22 protein-coding genes and 1 tRNA gene are annotated in these 22,744 nt (G+C 59.3%); 18 read left to right on the top strand and 5 right to left on the bottom strand.

Features of this window, described 5'->3' with window-relative positions; translation table 11 throughout:
• Nucleotides 1-336 precede the first annotated feature (336 nt).
• From G5367_RS05045 to G5367_RS05035, 3 genes are all read left to right on the top strand, one after another.
• Nucleotides 337-1,287, top strand: coding sequence for a transposase (locus G5367_RS05045; protein WP_421244320.1), 951 nt, complete (start codon nt 337-339; stop codon nt 1,285-1,287).
• A gap of 187 nt (nt 1,288-1,474) precedes the next feature.
• Nucleotides 1,475-1,726 (top strand): hypothetical protein, encoded by a 252-nt coding sequence (locus G5367_RS05040; protein ID WP_227342210.1) that lies wholly within the window; start codon nt 1,475-1,477, stop codon nt 1,724-1,726.
• A gap of 128 nt (nt 1,727-1,854) precedes the next feature.
• On the top strand, nt 1,855-2,769 hold the full coding sequence (locus G5367_RS05035; RefSeq protein WP_216978299.1) for a Gfo/Idh/MocA family protein: 915 nt from the start codon (nt 1,855-1,857) through the stop codon (nt 2,767-2,769).
• A gap of 111 nt (nt 2,770-2,880) precedes the next feature.
• Here G5367_RS05035 and G5367_RS05030 read toward each other — a convergent pair whose 3' ends face one another.
• The 3 genes from G5367_RS05030 to G5367_RS05020 all read right to left on the bottom strand — a co-directional run bounded on the left by G5367_RS05030 (nt 2,881) and on the right by G5367_RS05020 (nt 6,230).
• Entirely contained in the window at nt 2,881-3,231 is a 351-nt protein-coding gene (locus tag G5367_RS05030) for a TusE/DsrC/DsvC family sulfur relay protein (RefSeq protein ID WP_005347582.1), read from the bottom strand.
• A 21-nt stretch (nt 3,232-3,252) separates the two neighbouring features.
• Nucleotides 3,253-5,409, bottom strand: coding sequence for a YccS family putative transporter (yccS, locus tag G5367_RS05025; protein WP_421244321.1), 2,157 nt, complete (start codon nt 5,407-5,409; stop codon nt 3,253-3,255).
• 164 nt (nt 5,410-5,573) lie between these two features.
• Entirely contained in the window at nt 5,574-6,230 is a 657-nt protein-coding gene (locus G5367_RS05020) for a Bax inhibitor-1/YccA family protein (protein ID WP_227342215.1), read from the bottom strand.
• 208 nt (nt 6,231-6,438) lie between these two features.
• On the opposite strand from G5367_RS05020, the gene G5367_RS05015 reads away from it, so the two are divergent.
• The 15 genes from G5367_RS05015 to G5367_RS04945 all read left to right on the top strand — a co-directional run bounded on the left by G5367_RS05015 (nt 6,439) and on the right by G5367_RS04945 (nt 20,345).
• A tRNA-Ser gene (locus G5367_RS05015) sits at nt 6,439-6,526 on the top strand.
• 371 nt (nt 6,527-6,897) lie between these two features.
• The gene (locus G5367_RS05010) at nt 6,898-7,710 is read left to right on the top strand and encodes an IclR family transcriptional regulator (RefSeq protein WP_041234490.1); all 813 of its coding nucleotides are present in this window, start codon (nt 6,898-6,900) and stop codon (nt 7,708-7,710) included.
• A gap of 520 nt (nt 7,711-8,230) precedes the next feature.
• Nucleotides 8,231-8,539 (top strand): non-heme iron oxygenase ferredoxin subunit, encoded by a 309-nt coding sequence (locus G5367_RS05005; RefSeq protein ID WP_005347576.1) that lies wholly within the window; start codon nt 8,231-8,233, stop codon nt 8,537-8,539.
• A gap of 14 nt (nt 8,540-8,553) precedes the next feature.
• The gene (locus G5367_RS05000) at nt 8,554-8,853 is read left to right on the top strand and encodes a recombinase-like helix-turn-helix domain-containing protein (RefSeq protein WP_005347574.1); all 300 of its coding nucleotides are present in this window, start codon (nt 8,554-8,556) and stop codon (nt 8,851-8,853) included.
• Nucleotides 8,854-8,884: 31 nt separating this feature from the next.
• On the top strand, nt 8,885-9,919 hold the full coding sequence (locus G5367_RS04995) for an aromatic ring-hydroxylating oxygenase subunit alpha (protein ID WP_236348889.1): 1,035 nt from the start codon (nt 8,885-8,887) through the stop codon (nt 9,917-9,919).
• A complete protein-coding gene (locus G5367_RS04990; RefSeq protein ID WP_421244322.1) occupies nt 9,912-10,670 on the top strand; it encodes an SDR family oxidoreductase in 759 nt (252 codons plus the stop codon). The genes G5367_RS04995 and G5367_RS04990 overlap by 8 nt, the downstream gene beginning before the upstream one ends.
• A 32-nt stretch (nt 10,671-10,702) precedes the next feature.
• On the top strand, nt 10,703-11,635 hold the full coding sequence (locus tag G5367_RS04985) for a VOC family protein (RefSeq protein WP_005347569.1): 933 nt from the start codon (nt 10,703-10,705) through the stop codon (nt 11,633-11,635).
• Between the two features lie 3 nt (nt 11,636-11,638).
• The gene (locus G5367_RS04980; protein ID WP_421244323.1) at nt 11,639-12,859 is read left to right on the top strand and encodes an NAD(P)/FAD-dependent oxidoreductase; all 1,221 of its coding nucleotides are present in this window, start codon (nt 11,639-11,641) and stop codon (nt 12,857-12,859) included.
• Nucleotides 12,860-12,882: 23 nt separating this feature from the next.
• Complete coding sequence (locus G5367_RS04975; protein ID WP_421244324.1) at nt 12,883-14,139, top strand: MFS transporter; 1,257 nt, start codon at nt 12,883-12,885, stop codon at nt 14,137-14,139.
• Between the two features lie 89 nt (nt 14,140-14,228).
• A complete protein-coding gene (locus G5367_RS04970; protein WP_005347566.1) occupies nt 14,229-14,753 on the top strand; it encodes a cupin domain-containing protein in 525 nt (174 codons plus the stop codon).
• Complete coding sequence (locus G5367_RS04965; RefSeq protein ID WP_421244325.1) at nt 14,750-15,595, top strand: alpha/beta fold hydrolase; 846 nt, start codon at nt 14,750-14,752, stop codon at nt 15,593-15,595. The genes G5367_RS04970 and G5367_RS04965 overlap by 4 nt, the downstream gene beginning before the upstream one ends.
• 2 nt (nt 15,596-15,597) lie before the next feature.
• A complete protein-coding gene (locus G5367_RS04960) occupies nt 15,598-16,392 on the top strand; it encodes an SDR family oxidoreductase (RefSeq protein ID WP_421244326.1) in 795 nt (264 codons plus the stop codon).
• Between the two features lie 5 nt (nt 16,393-16,397).
• Nucleotides 16,398-17,192: an aspartate dehydrogenase gene (locus G5367_RS04955; RefSeq protein ID WP_254204438.1), complete on the top strand. Its 795-nt coding sequence runs from the start codon at nt 16,398-16,400 to the stop codon at nt 17,190-17,192.
• Nucleotides 17,193-17,203: 11 nt separating this feature from the next.
• Nucleotides 17,204-18,670, top strand: coding sequence for an aldehyde dehydrogenase (locus G5367_RS04950; protein ID WP_005347561.1), 1,467 nt, complete (start codon nt 17,204-17,206; stop codon nt 18,668-18,670).
• 34 nt (nt 18,671-18,704) lie between these two features.
• On the top strand, nt 18,705-20,345 hold the full coding sequence (locus tag G5367_RS04945; protein WP_421244327.1) for a thiamine pyrophosphate-binding protein: 1,641 nt from the start codon (nt 18,705-18,707) through the stop codon (nt 20,343-20,345).
• Nucleotides 20,346-20,516: 171 nt separating this feature from the next.
• Here the strand turns inward: G5367_RS04945 and chbG are convergent, their stop codons facing one another.
• The gene (gene chbG / locus G5367_RS04940) at nt 20,517-21,284 is read right to left on the bottom strand and encodes a chitin disaccharide deacetylase (RefSeq protein ID WP_421244328.1); all 768 of its coding nucleotides are present in this window, start codon (nt 21,282-21,284) and stop codon (nt 20,517-20,519) included.
• Nucleotides 21,285-21,339: 55 nt separating this feature from the next.
• Complete coding sequence (locus G5367_RS04935; RefSeq protein WP_421244329.1) at nt 21,340-22,686, bottom strand: 6-phospho-beta-glucosidase; 1,347 nt, start codon at nt 22,684-22,686, stop codon at nt 21,340-21,342.
• Nucleotides 22,687-22,744: the final 58 nt, after the last annotated feature.

The following is a 22,744-nucleotide window of genomic DNA, read 5'->3' as shown; positions in this document are numbered from 1 at the left end:
TATCTATCCATATGAAAAATAAGTGAAAAACTCTATGGCTTGAAAATGACCGCGGGATGTCAGCCAGATGACAGGCTGATGACTTCTGATAAAGCAGTAAGCAAAGGGAGAGAATCTCTTTTTCGGAACCCCCACCTTGTTGATGCAAAAAGCCCCGAGAGCTGGCGCTTTCGGGGAAGAGGAAAAACATCGACAAGGCATTACAAAGGCATTCGGTTCACACCTGAACCGTATCAGGCATCGACATAGAGCACTTCATTTTTTCGGGACACCCACCTTTTTGACAGTGGCGTAGGGCTGTTCTTGACTTAAGAGGTCACCGTTGAGGGATGTGCCATGACCATTGCCCGTTCACGTCAAATCAGCTTGCAGGATACGCCTTACTACCATGTGGTCAGCCGCTGTGTGCGGCGAGCCTTTCTGTGTGGTGACGATGCCCATTCTGGCCAGAGTTATGAGCATCGGCGTCAGTGGGTGGTCGACAAGTTGGGGCAACTATCGCGGCTGTTTGCAATTGGCATTTGTGCTTATGCGGTGATGAGCAATCATTATCATCTGGTGCTCAAGGTGGAGCCCGATACCGCAGCCAACTGGAGTGAGCGGGAGGTGGCTGAGCGCTGGGCGGCGCTATTCCAGTGGCCGCATTTGGTCAGGCGCTGGTATCAGGGGGAGATGTTGATCGAGCCTGAGCTGGCTGTCGTGCAGCAATTGCTGGCCCAATGGCGGGAGCGGCTTCACTCCATAAGTTGGTTTATTCGGCTACTCAATGAAAATCTGGCCCGTCAGGCCAATCAGGAAGATGGTTGCAAGGGCCATTTCTGGGAGGGGCGCTTCAAGAGTCAGGCTTTGCTCACCGAATCCGCCTTGTTGGCCTGTATGGCGTATGTTGACCTCAATCCGATACGAGCTGCGTTGACCGATCGGCCAGAGCAGAGTGAATACACCAGTATCAAACAGCGCCTTGACGCGCCTGCTACTACTGAGGTTTTGCCACCACTTTTGCTGCCGTTTGCCCGCCAGGGTAAGCCTGAAGAGCTGCCTTATACCTTCAGCGACTACCTGATGCTGGTTGATTGGACAGGTCGTGCTATTCGGCCCGACAAGCGGGGTCATATTCCGGCCCAATTTGGACCCATTCTGGAACGATTGGGACTCGATGCTGTTCGCTGGTTGAAGCAGGTGACGCTGTTCAGGCGACAAGGGATCAGAGTGGTGGGAGACAGATATCAATGTCAGCAGTTTGCCCGCCACTGTGGCCAGCGACGATGCCATCAACCAAGGCTGTGATAGCTTTGCATCCACCCTGCTGATAGCTCCGGGTATTGCACATAGTCCAATAAATGGCTGTGCAGGGGCTGTTGCTTTCTAAACCTGACAATCTCTCCCACCAGCCTACTTTTGCAGGCATCAGCTCGGATACACACCCCTTATTGGGCCTGCAAGTAGCCTGATAGTGGCTTGCTCAAAAAGGTGGGTGTCCCAATTTGATTCGGCGACGCTCCCCTGTTACACCTCGCTGCAAGCCTTTATGTCGGTCAATGACGTGGCGGCCTGCATTCCGTCGGCCATCGCCACCCTCGGCGATTTTCGCATGCTGGAGCTGGCCGGGGCGCCGCAGCAGTTCGAGGTGGTGGTTGGCAGACACCGTAAAAGTCAGGGCAACCTCGCCATCGAGTGGCTGGCCGAGGTGATCAAGTCGGTCTGCGATCTTGCCATGCCCAAATAACGTCGCCGTTTGCACAGAGCTGCGCACGCCAGCCAGTTTGCTAACGGCAGGCTGGATCTGCGGGATAAATCCTGCGATGGTGCGGGCAGTTATCCGCTTGTCCCGTTATCGAGTGAAAAGGAGTTGAGATGCGCATTGCCATGATTGGTCTGGGGGATATCGCCCAAAAAGCCTATCTGCCGCTGCTGGCGAGCGACGAGCGGGTCACCCCGCTGCTCTGTACCCGCAATCCGGCGGTGCTGGAGAAGCTGGCCCGCCAGTATCGGGTCGCCGAGTGCTTTACCGATGTGGCGGCCATGCTGGCCAGCCGCCCCGACGCCGTGATGATCCACGCCGCTACCGCCGTTCACCGCGAGCTGGCCGAGCAGTGCCTGCGGGCGGGGATCCCCACCTTTGTCGACAAGCCCCTGTGCGACAATCTGGCCGAAGCCGAGGCGCTGGCCAACCTCGCCATCGCGCAAGATTGCGCCCTCTTTACCGGCTTTAACCGCCGCTATCTGCCCGTCATGGCCGAGGCGCGGGCCCAGCCGCTCACCGAGCTGAACTGGCAGAAACATCGTTTCGCCCTGCCGGGCAAGGCGCGGGATTTTATGTTTGACGACTTTATCCATGTGCTCGACAGCCTCTGCTTCTATGGCGGCGTGCCGGACGGCGACTTTCATGCGGTATTGCGCCCCTGTGCGCAGGACAACAGCCTGTTGGCCGGGGTCAGCGTCAGCTGGCAGAGCGGCGATCGCGCCATCAGCGGCAGCATGAACCGCAGCGCGGGGATCACCGAGGAGCGCATCGATGCCTACGGCGACAATCTCTCCCTGCACCTTGAGAACTGCACTCGCGGTATCATCGCCCGCGACAAACAGGTGCAGATGCTTAGCCCCAACGACTGGCAGCCGGTGCTGGCCCAGCGCGGCTTTGCCGCCATGCTGGAGCACTGGTATCAGCAGGTTGAAATCGGCAAGGCGGATAGCGAGCTGATCGCCTCCTACCTGCACGGTCACCGGCTGGCGGAGCAGCTGGTCGCGCTGGCTGACAAGCGGGGATAAGGCTGGCTGGAAGTGCGCGTGGCATGAATGCGCGGTGCGTGAGAAAGACGCATGAAAAACAACGGGGGCCGCAGTTGCGGCCCCCGTTGTTATGGGATGAGATGCATGGGATCAGATGCACTTTACCGGCTTGGGCAGGCCGCCAATCTTGGTTGCCTGCTTGGCGGGCCCTTCCGGGAACAGCTTGTAGAGGTAACGGCTGTTGCCCTTCTCGGGGCCGTACTGCTTCTCCATCGCCTTGACCAGCGCACGGATGGCGGGGGAAGTGTTGAACTCCAGATAGAAGGCGCGCACAAAGCGCACCACTTCCCAGTGCGGCTCCTCCAGCTCGATCCCCTCCTGCGCAGCCAGCACCAGCGCCAGCTCCTCGCTCCAGTCGTTGCTGTTGAGCAGGTAGCCCTTGGCATCGGTCTCGATGAGTTGGCCGTTGAATTCCAGCTGATGTTTTTCGGACGCAGACATGGGGGCTCCTCGCTAATGGGGCTATCGGGATTGGGCGGGCATGGTAGCGCCTTGATCCCCGGTGAGCAACCGGCTCTCGTTGGCCAGATGCAGCAGCTGATCCGCCAGCTCGCTGATCAGGTTGAGCTGCTGGGTCAGCATCAGCTGCTCCTCGCTGCTGTCCGGACTTATCACCGGGCACTGACCTCCGATGGAGCTGGAGGGGTTGCCCGCCAGATGGCTGGCGGCCTGCTCCAGGGTGTGGCAGATATGGTGGCGCACCTCATCCAGCCCGCTGATGGCCTCCAGTTTGTCGCGATGGGCCCCCAGCGCCGAGATGTAGGAGAGCAGGGCGTGGTTGCGCCAGGTGAGGGTAAAGCAGAGATCGAGGAAGCGGCGGCGCTTTTGCGGCTCCACCAGCATGCTCTGCCAGGCGGTGGCCAGCTCGCTGTCCGCCAGATGGGCGCTCTTGCGCGCCACCCGATAGTCGATGGACTCGTCCCGCTGCTGCTTGAGGCTCGCCAGCACCGCCGAGAGGTAGCGGGCGTTGGCCGAGAGCGAGTTGGCGATAAGCGTCGGCAGCCGTTTGTACTGCCAGTCCGGCCAGAGCCAGGCCACCAGCCCGTAGGAGATCAGGCAGCCGAGCAGGGTATCGAGCAGCCGTGGCCCGAGAATGGCAAAGCCGATGCCATCGAGCAGGTTGAACGCCATCAGCACGTAGAGGGTGATAAAGCAGACCGCGGCGCTGTAGTTGTTGCGCACCTGGGTGAAAAACAGGAAGGCGGCCAGCCCCATCACCACCAGCTGAACGTGCAGCTCGGGGAAGAGCCAGAGCACCGGAATACCCACCAGAATACCTGCGAAGGTGCCGAGCATCCGTTGCACCAGTCGGCGGCGGGTGGCGCTGTAGCTGGGCTGGCAGACAAACAGCACGGTCAGCAAAATCCAGTAGCCCTTATCCATATCAAAGGTTTGCAGTATGCCGTAGCCGATCACCAGCCCGAGCGACAAACGCAGCGCGTGGCGAAACACCATGGAGTGCAAGGTGAGGTGCTGCTTGAGCTGGGCCAGCAGCGGCAGGCGGGGCGGCCGCGCCAGCGCGGGCAGATCCTGCTCCGGCTGCTCGGGGTTTTGCAGCGCTTCGGCGCTGCCCAGCAACTGGTTGATGCTGGCCAGATTGCGGCGCAGGAATTTCATCGGCGTCAGCAGGGTTTTCGGGTAGTGCTGCTTGAGATTGGTGAACTCCAGCTGATCGCCGAGGGCCTCCAGCGTCCAGTGGATGCGCTTGTTATGGGCGTAGGGCTTGTGCACCAGAATGGCGTAACCGAGCCGCTGGCACGCCTCGGAGAGTTGCAGGAACACCTCCTGAAATCCTTCCAGTACGATGCCTTGCTTGAGCTCCGCTTCCAGTCGGCTGTAGGGGTAGTGGCTGGAGGTGGCGCGCTCGTGAATCTCCAGCGCCAGCAGATAGAGGCGCAGCAGGCTGGCAAGCTCGGGGCTCGCCGGATGGCGGCGGCTCAGGCGGGCGTTGAGGGCCGACTTGGTGAGGGTCAGCGCGCTCACCAGATTGATGTTGAGCTGGGCCAGATTGTGGCGAATGGCCTGGGCGCCGTGCTCGTCCGCCGGGAAGAAGCGGGACTTTTCCAGCAGGTAGCGGCCAAGGGCGAAGTAGCTCTGGGCCAGTTGCTCGTGCAGGGTCTTGTAGGGCAGCAGCCAGAGCCAGATAAACGAGACCAGCCCGTACCAGAGGGCGCCGGCGCCGAGCGCCAGCGGCTGGTAGAAGAGATCTGGCGCCTTGGCGGCCCCCAGCATGGTGTAGATGGCGATCAGCAGCGAGCCGAAGCTGATGGTGGCATAGCGGGCGCCGAGCGCCCCCACCATCACGAAGATAAAGGTGGAGCTGGCCAGCCCGATGGCAAACAGCCAGGGGGTGGGGTAGAGATACTGCACACACAGGGACGCAAACATGAAGCAGATCAGCGTCATGGCGAGGTTCTTGAGCCGTCCCCACAGGCTGTCGTCGGTTTCGGCGATGGCGCCCGCCACTACTCCGAGGGATAGCAGCACGGTGAGCTGGATATTGCCGGTAGCCAGGGTGAAGGCGAGCAGACCGAGAATGGCCAGCAGCACCTTGAGAGCGAAGTAGATGTGACTATCGGTCAGCAGTCGGCGCAGCAGGCCAGAGAGATCCATCGGCATGAGACAGGTGAAACCCTTGATCGAAACGAGAGCGAGATAGTAACCCGCCAAGCGTGAAGTGGCCCTGATCCAAATCAGGGCCACTTCGCTTCATATCCTTGATTTACAACTTATCCTGACAAAAATCGGCGCCAATAAAAACCCCGCCGAAGCGGGGTTTCTGATTAGTTGCGGTTGCCGCCAAGCAGGCTCAGCAAGCTCAGGAAGATGTTGTAGATGGAGACATACAGGGTGACGGTGGCGGAGATGTAGTTGGTCTCGCCGCCGCGCACGATCTGCTGGGTAGTCAGCAGGATGGCACCGGAGGAGAAGAGCATGAACATGGCGGACAGAGCCAGGCTCAGGGCGCTCATCTGCAGGAAGATGTTGGCAATCATGGCCACCAGCAGTACCCAGAAACCGACGAACAGCATGCCGCCAATGAAAGAGAGGTCACGCTTGGTGGTCAGGGCATAGGCCGACAGACCGAAGAAGGTGAGCGCGGTGCCGCCAAGGGCGGTCATCACGATCTCGCCACCACCATTATTCATATACATGTTGATGATGGGGCCCAGGCTATAGCCCAGCAGACCGGTCAGGGCGAAGGTGAAGACCAGCCCCATGCCGTTGTTGCGGTTCTTCTCGGTCAGGAACATCAGACCGTATACGCCGATGAGGAAGATGGCCCAGTGCAGCGGCGGCATGTTCATTACGGTCGCGATGCCCGCCACTACGGCAGAGAAGCCCAGAGTGAGGGAGAGCAGCATATAGGTGTTACGCAGCACCTTGTTGGTATCGCGTACGGCACTTTGGGTGCCAGTGTAGATAGAACGGGTATCCATCTTGGGTGTCCTCTTGATGTCCGGGTGAGACGGCGAGCAGCCGCCTCGTGATCGCTGTTTGTTACTGCATGTTTACGCATTGTATGTAGAACAAATAGGGATGACGAGGAACAATTTCAAGCCACCTGCCATTTTGCTCCCGCACACTATCCCACAGGAAATATGTATTGCATATGAACAAGGGCTTAGCGTAGTATGCACGCCGTTCGGAGGGGTGGCAGAGCGGCTGAATGCACCGGTCTTGAAAACCGGCGATGGGCGACCATCCGTGGGTTCAAATCCCACCTCCTCCGCCATATTCAAAGAGAAAGCCCAAGCGGTCACCCGCTTGGGCTTTTTTGTATCTGTGCCGTGTAGTCTTGCTAGAAAGTGCTCCTGGTCGCAAATGGGATGCCGTCAAAGCGTCCCCGCATCTTGTGACTTGGAGCAGGATGACGGCTATCTCTCTCATCTCTAACTGCTCGATGAGCGTCTCTTCTCTGAGGCTGAGTTGTCTGCATCCATGTTTGAGCCCTGAGTCGTCATCCTGTTGCTCCGCTCATAGACTCTCGTCAGCTTCTCGCCTGCGGTGCGGATGTTGACTGTCTCCTGCCATTTGATGGAGAAAGAGGGTCATTGATTGACGTTCCCCCCCTACCATGGTCAAATTTTCCCATTAATTAACAAAATGTCAGGTACTTCAGGGAGATATATGGAGACAGATGACAGATATACAGTGCCAGGCTTGGTAAGGGGACTGAGAGCGCTTCAGGCATTTAGCGAAGAGCGAAGAGAATTAAGCGTGTCAGAGCTTGCCGAAGTCATTGATGTCAATCGTTCCAGTGCTTTCCGTATTATCTATACCCTGGAAACCTGTGGCTTTTTGTATAAGGCAGATGGGTCCAGACGCTATAGCTTGACTTCCAGGGTGCTGGATTTGGGATTTACCTATCTCTCGGGGCTGGATTTACTGGAGCCATCGCGGCCTATCATGCAGCGCTTGCGGGACGATATTACCATTGCGTGCCATTTGGTGATCCGTCAGGGGACAGACATAGTCTTTGTCGATCGTTATCAGGCGAAAGGGCCGTTTACCAGCACGGTAGGAGTGGGCACCCGATGGCCAGCCCATGCAACCGTCACCGGTCAGTTGCTGCTTTCTGACTTGTCTGATGAGGCCATTATCGAGCTATATCGTGATTATCAATGGTCCACCTACACCGAGGGAACCCCGAACAGCATTGAGTCACTGCTGGCTTGCATGGCTGAGGTACGGGGACAACCGGCGCTGATCAGCTGGGGCTATTACAATCCCGTGATGGCTGCCTGTGCGGCACCGATAAATCGGTTAAGTGACGGCCGCATGATCGCATCGGTTTCTGTCAGCTGCCCCCTGCAAAGTTTTCCCCGAGAGGAGTTTGAAGGACGCATTCGGGATAAGGTGATCCATGCTGCGCACGATCTGTCGCGTACACTCAGTTTGAATAACGGTAATCCCTGAAAAATAGCGCTCTTTTTGTAACGCCATGCGCAAGCGCATGGCTTGTTGCATGATTTGCAACTCCCGGTTTATCCCCCCTCCTTTCTTTGCCACCCAGTGTACTACCGAGCATTTGCTGCTCGAACATCAGGCCAGCAATAACGCAACTTGGTCAGATTGTTAAATCTTGTTCCCGCCACTGGATAGCTGCTGATGCCTTGGGGCCATGTTCATGGCTGACTGTCGCCAACCTGCGTCGATGGTGGCAGAGCGTAGCGCCCTTCTCAAACATCAAAAATTAATCATCAAATTCAATCGGATAATCAAACCCAGTTGCCTGTTGCGCTCAGCTGCACTGACCCATTTCCGTTCTGGCGACCCCTCAACAGAGGGTCGATGAGCGTTATCGTGGCACCTCATGGAGGAGGCTTTGGTGGTGATGGTAACAAAAAGTACACAACTCATTGACATGGGTTGCTCTTGGCGATTAACGTGTTTGCATACGAAAAAATGTTTCTATAGTGAATTTTTCGGAGGCGAGATGAGTTGGATGCCGGTTTGTAAATTGAGTGCGATTTCGGATGGGGAGCATCTGGCGCTCAATGTCGAGGGGAAAGCGGTTGGGATATTCATGATCGAGGGGCAGCTTCATGCCATCGAGGATATCTGCCCTCATGCCTACGCCCTGCTGAGTGAGGGGTTCGTGGAAGGGCGCACGGTTGAGTGCCCGCTGCATGAGGCCATTTTCGATATACCCACCGGCAAGCTGCAAAGCGGCCCGGGTTGCCGCGATTTGAACACCTACGAGGTACGCGTCGAAGGCGACGACGTACTCCTTCACATGGCATGACGAGGAAGCAGTGAATGGAGAATTTCAATCCCAAACTGGCCGCTTGGCTCAATAAGGAGCCCAGTGCTGAGGCCGGGCAAAACAACATTCAGATCCCGGGCAAGACGGTCAACCTGATATGGCAGAACCGCTACCGCGAGCCGACCGCTTATGAGCTGGCGCTGGTGAGTCAACTGGAGAAGGCCTTTGCCGAGGGCATTACCGAGCTGGAGTCCCTTGTAGAGACCCTCAATCGGTCTGGACTGCGCAATGAGGCGGGCGATCCGTGGAGTTGTACCAATTTTCAGGATGAGATGGCCCGCCTCGGTTACTGAGCGGCCCACTGCAGATAGCGAGGAGAACACGATGAAGCAACAAAGTGCACTGGAGCATCACCTGAATTTGGGTCTCAAGGATCTCTGGTATCCGGTGGTATCCAGTTGGGAAGTGAGCAGCAATCCGGTAGGTATCACGCGTCTTGGTGAACATATCGTGCTGTGGCGCGATACCAAGGGGAAGGTCAACGCGCTTGAAGATCGTTGCCCTCACCGGGGAGCCCGGCTCTCGCTGGGTTGGAATCTGGGGGATCGGGTGGCTTGCTGGTATCACGGCGTGGAGGTAAATGGCGCGGGCGTGGTGACCGATGTGCCGGCGGTCGATGCCTGTCCCATGACTGGCAGCAAGTGCCTGCGCTCTTATCCGGTCATCGAGAAGCACGGCGCTATCTTTCTGTGGTTTGGCCTGGAAGCGGAGAGCACACCCGCAGAGCTGGTGCTGCCGGAACAGTTGGAAAGTGAGGAGTGGAGCCACTTCCTCTGTCAAGCCGATTGGGCGGTCAACTACCGCTATGCGGTGGATAACGTGATGGATCCCATGCATGGCAGCTACCTGCATTGCACTTCCCACTCCATGGCCGAAGGGGACAAGAGTGCTGATATGCGGGCTCGCAACACGGAACAGGGATTCATCTTCGAGAAAACTGGCCAGAGTGGTGTCAATTTCGACTGGGTGGAATTTGGCAGCAGCGGAACTTTCTGGTTGCGCCTGTCGATCCCCTATCGTCCGCAGTTTGGGCCGGGCGGCGAGTTCTGGATTGTCGGTTTCGCCACCCCGGTAGACGAGCACCACACCCGGGTATTCTTCTGGCGCGCACGCAAGGTCAGCGGTTGGCAGCGCAATGTGTGGCGCTTCCTCTATCGCAACCATCTGGAAAAGTTGCACTGGGATGTGCTGGAACAAGACCGGGTGATCCTTGAACAGATGGCCCCTGATGCCCGCGAACACGAGTTTCTTTATCAGCATGATGTGGGGTTGTCGCGGCTGCGCAGATTGATGAAGAAGATGGCAGAGCAGCAACTGGCCCGCTTGCAAGTCAGGGAAGAGGCTGTGAGCGATGTCTAGGTTGCTGTCGGGCAAACGATTGCTGATCACCGGAGCGGCCAGAGGGCTGGGGCTGGAGTTTGCAAGGGCCGCCTGTGCGGCGGGTGCCTGTGTGGTGATGGCGGACATTCTTGCCGAGCAGGTGTTAGCCGGTGCCAGGGCGCTGTCTGCCGAGGGATGTATGGCACATGGCCTGTCATTGGACTTGGCTGATCCGGACTCCATTGCCCGCTGCGCCCATGATGCAGCTCAGCTACTGGGCGGGCTCGACGGGCTGGTCAATTGCGGTGCCATCGCGACCGGTATTGGTGGCGTCGACATGCTGGCGCTGGATGTGGCGGTGTGGGATCGCGTCATGCAGGTCAATGTCCGTGGCAGTTGGCTGATGACCCGGGCGGTAGTGCCTTATCTCAAGGTGTCCGGTGCCGGCAAGGTGGTGAATATCGCGTCCGACACCGCATTGTGGGGGGCCCCCAGATTAATGGCATACGTGGCCAGTAAAGGGGCCTTGCTGGCAATGACCCGCTCCATGGCTCGCGAGCTGGGGGAGTACAACATCTGCGTCAACGCGATCAGTCCTGGCCTGACGCAGGTTGAGGCGACCACCTATGTCCCTGCATCGCGTCATCAGCACTATGTCGACGGGCGGGCCATCAACCGGCCGCAGGTGCCTGAGGATGTAAACGGCACCGTGCTCTATCTGTTGTCTGATCTCGCTTCCTTTGTCACGGGTCAGAACCTGCCGGTTAACGGCGGTTTTGTCTTCAACTGAGCGGATGACATCCCAATTAAGAGAGTGTGAGCATGAAGATTACTGGAATTGAAACCCTGAAGTTCGGGGTGATCGACAGAGCCAAGGCAGCCGCGTTTCTTGCTGATTTCGGGTTGCGCCGGGCCAGCAGTGATATCGCCGGGGCGGATCTCTTCCTGACGCTTAATCAGAGTCGGGTCTATCTGTTCGAGGTGGATGACCCCCGTTTGCCGGCGGCCTTCGAGAGCGGCTCGACGCTGCGCGAGGTGGTTTGGGGCGTGGCCAGCCCGGGGTGTCTGGCGCAACTGGCCGAGCGGCTGGCGGGGCATCCGTCATTGCGAAGCGAGGAAGGGCGTCTGAGTTGCCAGGACCCCAATGGCATGACCCTGAGTTTTCAATTGAGTGCGCAGCGACCGGTCGAGTTACGGGTGACGCCGATTAATCAACATGGGGATATTCGCCGGATCAATGAGGCCAGCCCTGTCTATGAGCGTGGTGAACCCATCGGGATCGGACATGTGGTGTTTTTTACCCCTGACCTTGCCCGCACAGAAGCATTTTACCGTGATCGACTCGGTTTCCATCTCTCTGACTGCTATCAGGGCAAGGGCGCCTTCATGCGCTGCGCCGCGGAAGGGCACCATCATGACCTCTTCCTCTTGCATGTGCCGGGCAAATCGGCGGGGCTCAATCATGTGGCTTTCACGGTGCGAGATATTCACGAGGTGGTTGGCGCTGGCCTGGCGATGAATCGACATGGCTGGTCCACCTTTATGGGGCCGGGTCGTCACCCGATCTCGTCGGCCTACTTCTGGTATGTCAACAGCCCACTGGGCGGGGCGTTCGAGTACTACACCAACGATGATTATCTGACCCTGGAGTGGCAGCCCCGCACCATGGAACATCGTCTGGAGCTCTTTACCGAGTGGGCTATTGAGGGGGGGCTCGATAGCCGTACCCGGCGGCAGCTCAAGCAGGAGGTCTGAGCCATGCATCCAACCATCAGCCGGATTGTGATCATAGGTGCAGGGCAGGCGGGGGCCTGGGCTGCACACACCCTGAGGCAACAGGGCTATCAGGGGCGTTTGTCGGTGATCTCTGCCGAGGAGCAGGTGTTCTATGAGCGCCCCCCCCTCTCCAAACAGGTATTGGCGGGGACTATGGCCCCGGCGGCGTTGCAACTCTTTTCCGACGAGGCGATTACCGCCATGGATATCGATTGGCACAAACCTGTGCTGGCAACGGCCATCAACCCGCAGCAGCGGCAGGTAAGCCTGGCCAACGGGGTGACTCTGGCCTACGACAAACTGCTGATCGCCACCGGCAGCCGGGCCCGTGTTCCGGTGCGAGACTGGTTGGGGTTGCCCCACGTCTTTACCCTGCGCACCGTCGAAGATGCCATCCGTCTGCGTGAGCGACTGCTGCCCGGCAAGCGTCTGGCCATTTTGGGTGGCGGATGGATTGGCCTGGAGGTGGCTGCGACGGCGCGAACCAACGGGGTAGCTGTGAGCCTGTTCGAACAGGCAAGCCGGTTGTGTGCCCGCAGTGTGAGGCCCGAGCTGTCGGCGTTTCTTATGAAGCTGCACCAGGAGCAGGGGGTTGACGTTCAGCTGGCGTGTGGCGCCATTGATCTGGTGGTGACCGACGGTGGGGCAGTCCGACTGCTGCGAGAGGGTCAGTTGCTGCAGGAGGTGGACGCCGTAGTGGTGGGGGCCGGGGCGGAAATAGCCTCCGAGCTGGGCCGCGATGCGGGGTTGGCCGTTAATAATGGCCTGCTGGTCGATGAGTTCGGCAGGACATCCCACCCGGATATTTATGCCGCGGGGGATGTGGCCGTGCACCCCACGCTGGGTATGTGCGTGCAGTCTTGGGCCAATGCCCAGAATCAGGCCATCAGCGTGGCCAAGTCGATGCTGGGTGAGCCTTGCGAGTATCGGGAGGCACTCTGGATTTGGTCGGATCAATATGACTGCAATATCCAGATATTGGGCACTCCGGCCAATCACGCCAGCCGCCTGGTTGAGCGCTACTACGGGGAACATCAGCGTTCATTTATCTATCTGGATGCAGAAGGGCGGCTGGAGTCCATGGTGACGGTCAATGACGCCAGGTTGATGAAACTTGGCAAACGATGGCTCAAGGGGGGGACTCTGCTGCCTGCCGGACAACTGGCTGACATCACAGTCAATCTGATGACGCTGAAACCGTAACAGGACGACAAGGTTAAACAAGTATGGAAACCATAAAAGAAACCCTGCTGATGACCGATAAACCAGCCCCTGTGAGCCTGTTGCGGCAATGGTCTATCTCCGTCGTACTCATGGTGTGTGTGGTACTGGCCTTCTTTGACAAGATCAGTATTGCAGTGCTGTTCTCGGACCCGGTGTTTCAGAATGCAATGGGCATCGGGGCTGACAAGACCAGGCTGGGCTGGTTGATGAGCAGTTTCTTGCTGGCGTATGGCCTCTCATCTGTCTGCCTGAGCTTTATCGGTGACATCATCAACCCGCGAACCTGCCTGCTGACAGGCGTGGCCTCCTGGGGAATATTGATGGCCATGATGGGCATGGCGACCAGTTATGAACAACTGCTGGTGTTGCGTGTTCTGCTAGGGATTGCCGAAGGCCCGCTGTTTGCGCTGGCTTATAGCATCGTCAAACAGTGTTACAACTCGGGGCAGCAGGCCAGGGCCAGTACCATGTTTCTGCTGGGCACTCCGATAGGCGCTGCGCTCGGCTTCCCCATTACCGCCTTTATCCTCCATCGCTACGGTTGGCAGATGACCTTCTTCGTGATGGCCGGGTTGACGCTGGCGACCTTGATGGTGGTCTACTGGGGTCTGAAGGGGGTCTCACTGAACAGTGGCAGTGCTGATGGTTCGCCGAAGAAGCGGGTGACCTGGCTGCAGCACTTTCACAATAGTCAGCAATTGTGCAAGTCCCCCTCGTTTTGGGCCCTCTGTCTCTTTAATGCCGCCTTGTTGACCTATCTCTGGGGCGTGAACGGCTGGTTGCCCAGTTACCTTATCGAAGAGAAAGGGGTGGATCTTGCCTCCTTCGGCGCACTTTCGTCACTGCCCTTCATCGCCATGCTGTTTGGGGAGATAGCGGGCGCCTTCCTCTCTGATAAAACAGGCAAGCGGGCGGTACAGGTATTTGCCGGTCTGTTTCTCGCCGGATGTGCGCTCTATCTGGTATTGCAGCTTCATGACGCTGTGCTGGCGATCCTGGCTCTGGCGGTGAGCACTATGAGCTGGGGTTTTGGTGTGTCAGCCGTGTTCGCCTTGCTGGCCCGGCTCACGCCGTCAGAAGTGAGTGCGACGGCGGGGGGGATTTTCAACGGCTTTGGCAACTTCGCCGGATCTGCCGCCCCGGTATTGATGGGCTACATAGTGACCCGGAGCGGAGACTTCAATCTGGGACTGATGTTCCTGGTGTGGGTGGCCGTGCTCGGTTCGCTGCTGCTGCTCCCCCTCGTTAAAAAGTACTGATCCTGACCTGACTGGCTGCTTATTCCGTTGCCGCGGAAGGGGCGCTCTTTATCTGAAACTGAGCAATAACCACTGAGAGGAAACGCACTATGAACGCGAAATTTGCCACCTGGAATAAACCCGCTGACAAGAGTCTGGGAGAGTGGCTGGATAGTCGCATCGCCCGCTTTAGCACCCGTCGCTATGACTTCGATGCCCTGAAATTCCAGGCTGACTATGACCCTAAATATCGCCGTGCCCAGATGCGTTATATGGGCACGGGGGCCACAGGGGTACAGAGCGACAGCAATACCGTCCCCTCCGAGCATTTCACTTTCTCTACCATGGTGCTGCCTGCCCAGTGTGAAGGGCCGCTGCATCTCCATGACGATGTAGAAGAGGTGTTTTTCATGCTGCGTGGCTCGATAACCCTGTTCGTCGAGTTCGAAGGGGAAAAATTTGAGACCCAACTTAATGAGCGGGATCTTATCTCCATTCCGCCGGGAATTTATCGTGGTCTGCTGAACCATGGTGAGGAGGATGCACTGATGTGCGTGATGCTGGGGGCCAGCAAGCCGACCACGCCCACCTACCCGGACACCCACCCGTTATCCAAGATCAAGCGGGTCTCATGATGGGCGATCTGGTCGCTCGTCTCACTGACTTCCCGTTGCAACGGACGATGCTGGCCGGGCGTCAGTTGGCCTATCGTCGGGTTGGGCAGGGGCCCGTGTTGCTGTTACTGCATGGGATCAGCTCCGGCTCCGGCTCCTGGGTGTGCCAATTGGAGCAGTTGGCTGCGCAGTTCACCCTGGTGGCGTGGGATATGCCCGGCTATGGCCAGAGTGACCCGCTGCCAGGTTCAACTCCGGACGCCCGGGCGTATGCCAGAGTGCTGCATCAGTTGATCATTGCCCTTGAGCTGGAGCAACCGCTGTTGCTGGGGCATTCGTTGGGGGCCATGGTGGCCGCAGCTTATGCCAGTGAACAACCCGATAGCGTCAGGGGGCTGCTGTTGGCCAATCCCGCACAGGGTTATGGCCGGGACGAACCTGAGATGCGGGAGCAGATCTATCGCAAGCGCCCCGAGATGTTGCGCACCCTGGGCCACGCTGGGCTCGCGGCCGCCCGTGGCCCTGTGCTGCTGGGCCCCAGCGCAAGTAAGGCCCAGTTGGCGCTGGTTGCCAACAGCATGACCGGGTTGACCCAGGTGGGCTTCGAGGCTGCTTCCTATCTGCTGGCCTATGACGATATTAGTGATTATCTGGCGCGCTATCCCGCTCCGATCGGGGTGATCTATGGCGAAGAGGATGTCATTACGCCACCCGTAGGAGTGCTGGCCCTGGCTGCCGGGCATGGCAAGGCTCATTGCGAGCCTCTGCCGGGGGCGGGTCATGCCAGTTATATCGATCAACCTGCGGCGTTTAGCCGGGCCGTTGTGCAACTGGTCGCTTTATTAACCAATCGAGGGGGATAACCGTGAGTTTTAACGTGAAAGGCAAGGTAGCCGTGGTAACGGGCGGCTCATCGGGGATCGGGCTGGAAACCGTGCGGTTGTTACTGGCCGAGGGGGCTCGAGTGGCCTGGTGTGGACGCAATACCGAGCGTTTGGCTGCCTCGCTGGCCGAGATGTTGGCCAGCTTTCCCGAGGACAACTGCATGGCTTACCCGTGCGATGTACTCGATAAAGAGGCGGTGACGGCCTTTGCTGCGGCGGTCGAGGCCCGTTTTGGCGGTACCGACATGTTGATCAACAACGCCGGTCAGGGACGTGTCTCCAACTTTGAGCAGACCGACGATGAGCAGTGGCTGGCAGAGAGCCGGCTGAAAACATTCAGTGTCATCTATCCCATCAAGGCTTTTTTGGATCAGCTGACGCGCTCGCCATGCCCCTCCATCACCAATGTCAATTCGTTGCTGGCATTACAGCCAGAGCCACACATGATTGCGACCTCGGCCGCTCGGGCCGCCCTGTTAAACCTGACCCACTCATTGGCTCATGAGTTTGCCGCCAAGGGGATCCGGGTTAATTCCATCTTGCTCGGCATGGTGGAGTCGGAGCAGTGGCGTCGCCGCTTTGCCGAACGCAGCGAGCAACAGCTGAGTTGGGAGGAGTGGACACAGGGGATCGCTGCACGCAGGGGCATACCCATGGGACGGTTGGGCAAACCCGAAGAGCCTGCCCGTGCGCTGATTTTTTTGGCCTCGCCACTGGCGGCCTATACCACCGGGGCAGCGCTCGATGTCTCGGGTGGCTTTAACAGGCACCTCTAGGAGAGATGATGAAACAACTGATGATGGTGGGCTTTGGTGCCATGGCCCGTGAGGTGATGACGCTGCTGCCTGAGGATCTGATGCTGAAATGGGTCGTGGTGCCCCCGGCCAGCGTGGCACTGGTGCAAGCCGAGTTGGGACCCGCCGTGACGGTGCTGAGCCGGATTGAAGAGTGTACGGCAAGCCCGGATCTGGTGGTGGAGTGTGCTGGGCAGGCGGCCGTGCGTGAGCACGGGGCGGCGATATTGACCCGGGGTTGGACGCTGGGGCTCATCTCGGTGGGCGCGCTGGCCGATGAGACCCTCACCCGGCAACTGCGGGAGGCCGCCCGTCAGGGGGGCGGCACCATGCTGGTGCTCGCCGGAGCCATCGCCGGGATCGATGGTCTAGCCGCCGCCCGCGAGGGGGGGCTGGAGTCGGTCACCTATCAGGGGCGCAAGAGTCCCCAGAGTTGGCGAGGGAGTTATGCCGAGCGATTGATCGATCTGGCCCGGATCTCTGAACCGACAACTTTCTTTCGCGGGTCAGCCCGGGAGGCGGCCATGCTGTTTCCTGCTAATGCCAACGTGGCTGCCACCATCGCGCTGGCCGGGTTGGGCATGGATCGTACTCAGGTTGAACTGGTTGTCGACCCGACGATTGGGCGCAACCAGCACCAAATCAAAGCGTGTGGTCGGTTTGGTGAACTCGATATCGCCATGAGCGGTTTCCCGCTGGAGGCCAATCCGAAAACCTCCACGCTGGCTGCACTGAGCGTGGTGCGTGCCTGTCGCCAATGTAGCGACAGCTTGGTTATTTAAGGAGCAGCAACATGGTGAAACCTATCTATATCGCGGGTGAATGGCGCCAGGGGCGTGGCCCGGTGAGCACCAGCTATTTTCCTGCCGATGGCAGCATCAATGATCAGATCAGTACTGCCAGCGTGGAGGATGTGGCAGAGGCCGTCGAGGCGGCCGAGCGGGCCTGGCGTGATCCCTCCTGGCGCCATAGCCTGCCCCACCAACGGGCCGCAGTGCTCTATCGGGTCGCGGATCTTATCGAACTGCGCAGTGAAGAGCTGGCGCGGCTGCAAACCAGAGACAACGGCAAGCCGCTGCAGGAGACCCGTGGGTTGGTCGCCAGTGCCGCCGGTACGGCCCGCTACTTTGCGGCCGTCTGCGAGACCCTCGATGAGCAGTTGCCAACTCCGAGATCGCCGGACTTCATGACCCTCAGCGTCCATGAGCCGTTAGGCGTCGTGGCCGCGATCACCCCGTGGAACTCCCCCATCGCCAGCGAGATGCAGAAGATTGCCCCTGCTCTGGCGGGGGGCAATGCGGTGCTGCTCAAGCCGGCCGATGCCACTCCGCTGGCGGCACTGGCGCTGGCCCGTATCTTTGAAGAGGCGGGGTTGCCCAAGGGGTTATTGAGCGTGTTGCCGGGACGGGGTTCCATCGTTGGTGAGGCGCTGGCTCGCCATCCGCTGGTTAAAAAGATCTCGTTCACGGGCGGTACCAATACCGGGCGACGGCTGGCCCATATCGCTGCCGACAAGCTCATCCCAACCTCGCTGGAGCTTGGCGGCAAGTCACCGACCATAGTGCTGGCGGATGCGAACCTCGAGTTGGCTGCCAAAGGGGTGGTATATGGCATCTTCAGCTCGGCAGGGCAGGCCTGCATCGCAGGGGCGCGGCTGTTTGTGCATCAGTCGTTATATGAAGCGTTTCTCACCCGCTTGCTGGCGTTGACCCGGGAGCTGCGAATTGGCCACCCTGAGCAGCCGGGGATACACATAGGGCCGCTGATCAGTGAATCCCATCTGCAGTCAGTCGATGAGTATGTGGCGTTGGCCAAGGCGGAAGGGGGGCAGGTGTTGTGCGGCGGTGCTCGCCTGACCGGCGCTGAATATGCCAAGGGCAGTTTCTATCCACCCACCATTATTACCGGTCTCTCCAATCAAGCCCGGGTGTGTCAGGAGGAGATCTTCGGCCCTGTGCTGGTGGTGCTGCCTTTCGCGGACGACGCGCAGTTGTTGCAACAGGCCAACGACAGTGTGTTTGGTTTGGCCGCCGGGATCTGGAGTGAAGATTTTCGCCGGGCCTGGGCGTTGGCGCGCAGGCTCGAGGTGGGCACTGTCTGGATCAATACCTACAAAAAATTCTCCGTCTCGGCTCCCTTCGGCGGTTTCAAAGAGAGCGGGCTTGGCCGGGAAAAGGGGCGTCAGGGCGTGTTCGCATACATGCAGCAGAAGAGTGTCTATCTGGGCCTTGGCGATCAACCCAATCCCTGGTGCAACTAACCGGGCCAACCACTGAACAGAGTAAGGAAAGGTCATGAGCAATCAAGTCAATGTGGGCGAAGCCATCGCCAGAGTATTGGAAGCCCATGGGGTTGGCTCGGTTTATGGGGTCATCTCTATCCACAATTTGCCCATCGCCGATGCCATCGGGCGACGGGAGCGGATCCGGTTTGTGGCGGCAAGAGGAGAGGCGGGGGCGGTCACCATGGCCGATGCACACGGACGCTTTAGCGGCTTGGGGGTGGCCATCACCAGTACCGGTGCCGGGGCAGGTAACGGGGTGGGAGGCTTGCTGGAGGCGCTCAACGCCGGGAGCCCGCTACTGCATCTCACCGGTCAGGTCGAGCGGGAATACCTTGATCGGGATGCCAGTTTTATCCATGAGACCCGGAATCAGCTGACATTTCTCAAAGCCAGCAGTAAGGCGGCTTTTCGGATCAACAGCCCGGAGCAGGCGGTGGGAGTGCTGCTTGATGCCATCCGCATTGCGACAACAGTCCCCATGGGGCCGGTGAGTGTCGAGATCCCCATCGATGTGCAGGCCGCGCAGATCACCCTGCCCGCCGAGCTCGGCCCGATCGCCCCCCTGCAGCTTCCCGCACCGGCTGCGCCGGATCTGGCAAAGCTGGTCGCCGCCCTGAAAACGGCCAGGCAGCCGCTGCTGTGGGTCGGCGGTGGCGCGCTCGCGTGCCATGAGGAGGTCTTGGCCCTGGCCGATCTCGGGGTCGCGGTGATCTCCTCGACCCATGGCCGCGGCATCTTGTCAGATGAGCATCCGCGCAGCCTGGGGGCGTTTCATAACGCCGCGGCGGTGGAAGCCCTGATGGCGCAGTGCGATCTGGCTATTGTGGTCGGCTCACGGCTGCGCAGCAATGAAACCCGCACCTATAGCCTGGCGTTGCCCCGTCCCCTTTATCAGGTGGATGCTCACCCCGGCGCGGCGTCGCGCAACTACGCCAGTGATCACTTCGTGTGCGGCGATGCCAAGGTGGTACTGGCGGCGCTGCGCGATAGCTTGCAGGGGGAAACCAAGGTCAATCGAGCGTTTGATCAGGCGATCAGTGAGGCCAAAGGCAGTGCCATTGCCGCGCTCACCGAGCAACTTGGCCCCTATGCCACCCTCTGTGGCCAACTGCGCCAGGCCCTGCCTCAAGATGCGATTCTGGTGCGTGACATCACCATGTCTGGCAGTACCTGGGGTAGTCGTTTGTTTCCCATCTGGGCACCGAATACCAATATTCACTCCCTGGCGGGGGCGATCGGCATGGGGCTGAGTATGGCGATCGGCACTGCGATAGCGAACCCGACGCGCAAGGTGGTGGGCCTGGTAGGGGATGGCGGCTTGATGCTGGGGGTTGGCGAGCTGGCCACTATGGTGCAAGAGCAAACCAACCTGGTCCTGCTGGTGATGAACGACGGGGGCTATGGGGTGATGCGCGGCATCCAGAACCACTATTTTGGTGGCCGTCAGTACTTTAATCAGCTGCACACCCCGGATTTCAGGGCCCTGGGTCAATCTATCGGGCTGGCCAGTTGGCAAGTGTCCGATTTGGCGGGCTTTGAACAAGCCATTGCGCAGGCTTGTGCCCTGAAGGGGCCGGCGCTGATCGAAGTGAAGATGCAAGGCATTGGCCCCCTTAACTTCGCAGGCCCCCCCCAGAAAAAGCTCTATTGAGCGGGTCACCTCAAGCGGGAAATAGCGGCATTTTCAGGATATTCAGGGCGGATATTGTTCGGAAAATGCAGCGACCAAAGACGAAGGCCCCGAGGGGCCTTCTGACTTGCTGGCGCACACGCTTGCCTGCTTCTTTCGTTTCCCCGGCAGCTAACGGTCTGTTTACTGAGCTTAAGATCGCCACTCCCGATAGCTGGCAAGGCGGTAGCCGCGCTCGGTGATAAGAGCGGGCAGGGCCGGATCGGTCAGGATCGCCAGTTCGTTGAGGCGGGGTTGGCAGTAGGAGCTGCCCTGCATCTCCAGATCGATAAAGGAGGGGTGGCACATGATCTCGAGTGAGGTGGCACCCTGTGCACTGGCTTCATCGAGCAGTTGCAGCAGGCTCTCTTGGGTTAGCTGCGCGCCGTAGAAGCGGTCGTCAAACCGTTCGCAGCTCTGCGGGTGGTTGACAGTCAGACCGTGGCGGGCGATTTCGCCCCGGTCGATGCGAAGGGGCAGGCCATGCGCTTTGGCGAAGGCCTCCACCAGCGGGTAGATGGTCGGCAACATATGAACATGGTGGTGGCTGTCGATATGGGTCGGCTGCTGGCCGAAGATCTCGACAAAGCGCTGATACTGACTCGCCAGCTCGCCGGATATCTCGGCCAGATCCAGCTCGCTCGCCTCGCTCTTGTGCCAGATCCCCTTGTTGAGTTCACCTTGCTCGTTCACCAGTGAAGTGAGCGGGGTGAGCGGTTTTCCCCAGCTGAGCATAAAGTGCAGCCCGACTGGCAGCTTGGGGAAGCGTTTGGCCAGCCAGGCGGCATGGTCGATGGCGGGGGAGGTGACAATCGCAGTGGTGGAGCTGACGACCCCGTGCTCGAACGCCTCTATGATGCCGTAGTTCTGGGCGCGACAGAGGCCGAAATCGTCGGCGTTGATGATCAATCTCTTGCTCATGAGGGTTCCCTTGCGGTTAAGCGCCCCGCCTGTGGTCAGGCGGGGCGTGCTGGCCTCAGGCGAGGGCGTCGATGGCGGCGGCGAAGTTGGGCAGGTGTTCGCGGTGGGCCAGCAGCAGCTCGCGGGCGACGATGCGGGCATCGTTGTCGGAGTGGATCAGCGGGTTGAGGTTCATCGCCAGCAGCAGGTCATCAAAGTTGCCACTGATGGCGGCCTTGGCGGCGGCGATCTCGAAGCTCTTGATGAGGTGCACCAGCCCGTTCACCTTGTCGTCAAAGCGGGTGAGACGCGGGTGGGGGATGGCACCGTCACGCCCGATCAGGCAGCTCATCTCCACCGTCCAGTCGGCCGGGATATTGGTGACATGGCCCTGATGGGGCACGATGACGTAGTGCTCGCTCTGCTTGTCGTTATGGATGGCGCTGATCACTTCGCAGGCTGCATCGGAGTAGTAGGCGCCGCCACGCAGCTCCAGCTCCTTGGGCTTTTCGCACAGCTCGGGGTTCTGGTAGAGCTCGAACAGCTTCTTCTCGACCTGCTGCACCACTTGAGCCCGGGCACCGCCCTTGTAGAACTCGCCCATCTCGATCCCCAGCATCTCTTTCTCCTTGAAGTAGTAACGCAGGTAGGAGCAGGGGAGCAGGCGCAAGCCGCGGATAAAACCGGGGTCGAACGGCAAATCGAAGATGTTCTTGACCGAGCTGGCGCGGGTCAGGCTGCCATCGGCGATCCCTTCCAGCAGCTCGTCAAAGCGGGATTCACCGTTGACCAGCACATCGCCGATAAAGACCAGATGATTGAGGCCGAACAGATCCATGGAGAGGTGATCCTGCTCGGTCAGTTTGAGGGCATCGCGCACAAACATCTGCATGCCGACCGGAATGTTGCACACCCCGATAAAGCGGCGGAAGTTGGTATGACGGCGCACCGCTTCGGTCACCATGCCGGCCGGATTGGTGAAGTTGATCAGCCAGGCATCCGGGCAAAGCTCTTCGACGTCGCGGATGATGTCGAAGATGACCGGAATGGTGCGCAGCCCTTTAAACAGGCCGCCTGCACCGTTGGTCTCCTGCCCCAGCATGCCGTGGCTCAAGGGGATGCGCTCATCCTTCTCCCGCGCCTGCAACTGGCCGACCCGCAGCTGAGTAGTGACGAAGTGGGCGCCCACCAGTGCCTCGCGGCGATCCAGGGTCTTGTGCAGGGTCATGGGGATGCCCGCCTGGCGGATCATCCGCTGGCAGAGATCGAAGATGATGTTCAGTTTCTCTTCGCCAGCGGGGATATCCACCAGCCACAGCTCGCTGATGGGCAGCTCGGCGTAGCGCTTGATGAAACCATCGACCAGCTCGGGGGTGTAGCTGCTGCCGCCGCCTATGGTGACTACCTTGATCTTCTCGCTCATAAATCCCTCTTCATCGATCTTTATCGGTTTGATGGTGGCCGCTCTGTCATCAGGGTGA

This window comes from Aeromonas sp. 604282, from assembly GCF_049170575.1.
GTDB lineage: Bacteria > Pseudomonadota > Gammaproteobacteria > Enterobacterales > Aeromonadaceae > Aeromonas > Aeromonas veronii_A.
Note: the sequence above shows the minus strand (reverse complement) of the source record. Positions and strands in the feature narration are given on the sequence as shown.

Coding starts and splice junctions, on each gene's coding strand:
- chbG (WP_421244328.1), bottom strand. CDS start 21,284: ATGAGCAAGAGATTGATCATCAACGCCGACGATTTCGGCCTCTGTCGC.
- G5367_RS04970 (WP_005347566.1), top strand. CDS start 14,229: ATGAACGCGAAATTTGCCACCTGGAATAAACCCGCTGACAAGAGTCTG.
- G5367_RS04975 (WP_421244324.1), top strand. CDS start 12,883: ATGGAAACCATAAAAGAAACCCTGCTGATGACCGATAAACCAGCCCCT.
- G5367_RS05010 (WP_041234490.1), top strand. CDS start 6,898: ATGTCAGGTACTTCAGGGAGATATATGGAGACAGATGACAGATATACA.
- G5367_RS05020 (WP_227342215.1), bottom strand. CDS start 6,230: ATGGATACCCGTTCTATCTACACTGGCACCCAAAGTGCCGTACGCGAT.
- G5367_RS04955 (WP_254204438.1), top strand. CDS start 16,398: ATGATGAAACAACTGATGATGGTGGGCTTTGGTGCCATGGCCCGTGAG.
- G5367_RS05005 (WP_005347576.1), top strand. CDS start 8,231: ATGAGTTGGATGCCGGTTTGTAAATTGAGTGCGATTTCGGATGGGGAG.
- G5367_RS04950 (WP_005347561.1), top strand. CDS start 17,204: ATGGTGAAACCTATCTATATCGCGGGTGAATGGCGCCAGGGGCGTGGC.
- yccS (WP_421244321.1), bottom strand. CDS start 5,409: ATGCCGATGGATCTCTCTGGCCTGCTGCGCCGACTGCTGACCGATAGT.
- G5367_RS05000 (WP_005347574.1), top strand. CDS start 8,554: ATGGAGAATTTCAATCCCAAACTGGCCGCTTGGCTCAATAAGGAGCCC.
- G5367_RS05035 (WP_216978299.1), top strand. CDS start 1,855: ATGCGCATTGCCATGATTGGTCTGGGGGATATCGCCCAAAAAGCCTAT.
- G5367_RS04945 (WP_421244327.1), top strand. CDS start 18,705: ATGAGCAATCAAGTCAATGTGGGCGAAGCCATCGCCAGAGTATTGGAA.
- G5367_RS04990 (WP_421244322.1), top strand. CDS start 9,912: ATGTCTAGGTTGCTGTCGGGCAAACGATTGCTGATCACCGGAGCGGCC.
- G5367_RS04985 (WP_005347569.1), top strand. CDS start 10,703: ATGAAGATTACTGGAATTGAAACCCTGAAGTTCGGGGTGATCGACAGA.
- G5367_RS04965 (WP_421244325.1), top strand. CDS start 14,750: ATGATGGGCGATCTGGTCGCTCGTCTCACTGACTTCCCGTTGCAACGG.
- G5367_RS04995 (WP_236348889.1), top strand. CDS start 8,885: ATGAAGCAACAAAGTGCACTGGAGCATCACCTGAATTTGGGTCTCAAG.
- G5367_RS04980 (WP_421244323.1), top strand. CDS start 11,639: ATGCATCCAACCATCAGCCGGATTGTGATCATAGGTGCAGGGCAGGCG.
- G5367_RS04935 (WP_421244329.1), bottom strand. CDS start 22,686: ATGAGCGAGAAGATCAAGGTAGTCACCATAGGCGGCGGCAGCAGCTAC.
- G5367_RS05030 (WP_005347582.1), bottom strand. CDS start 3,231: ATGTCTGCGTCCGAAAAACATCAGCTGGAATTCAACGGCCAACTCATC.
- G5367_RS05045 (WP_421244320.1), top strand. CDS start 337: ATGACCATTGCCCGTTCACGTCAAATCAGCTTGCAGGATACGCCTTAC.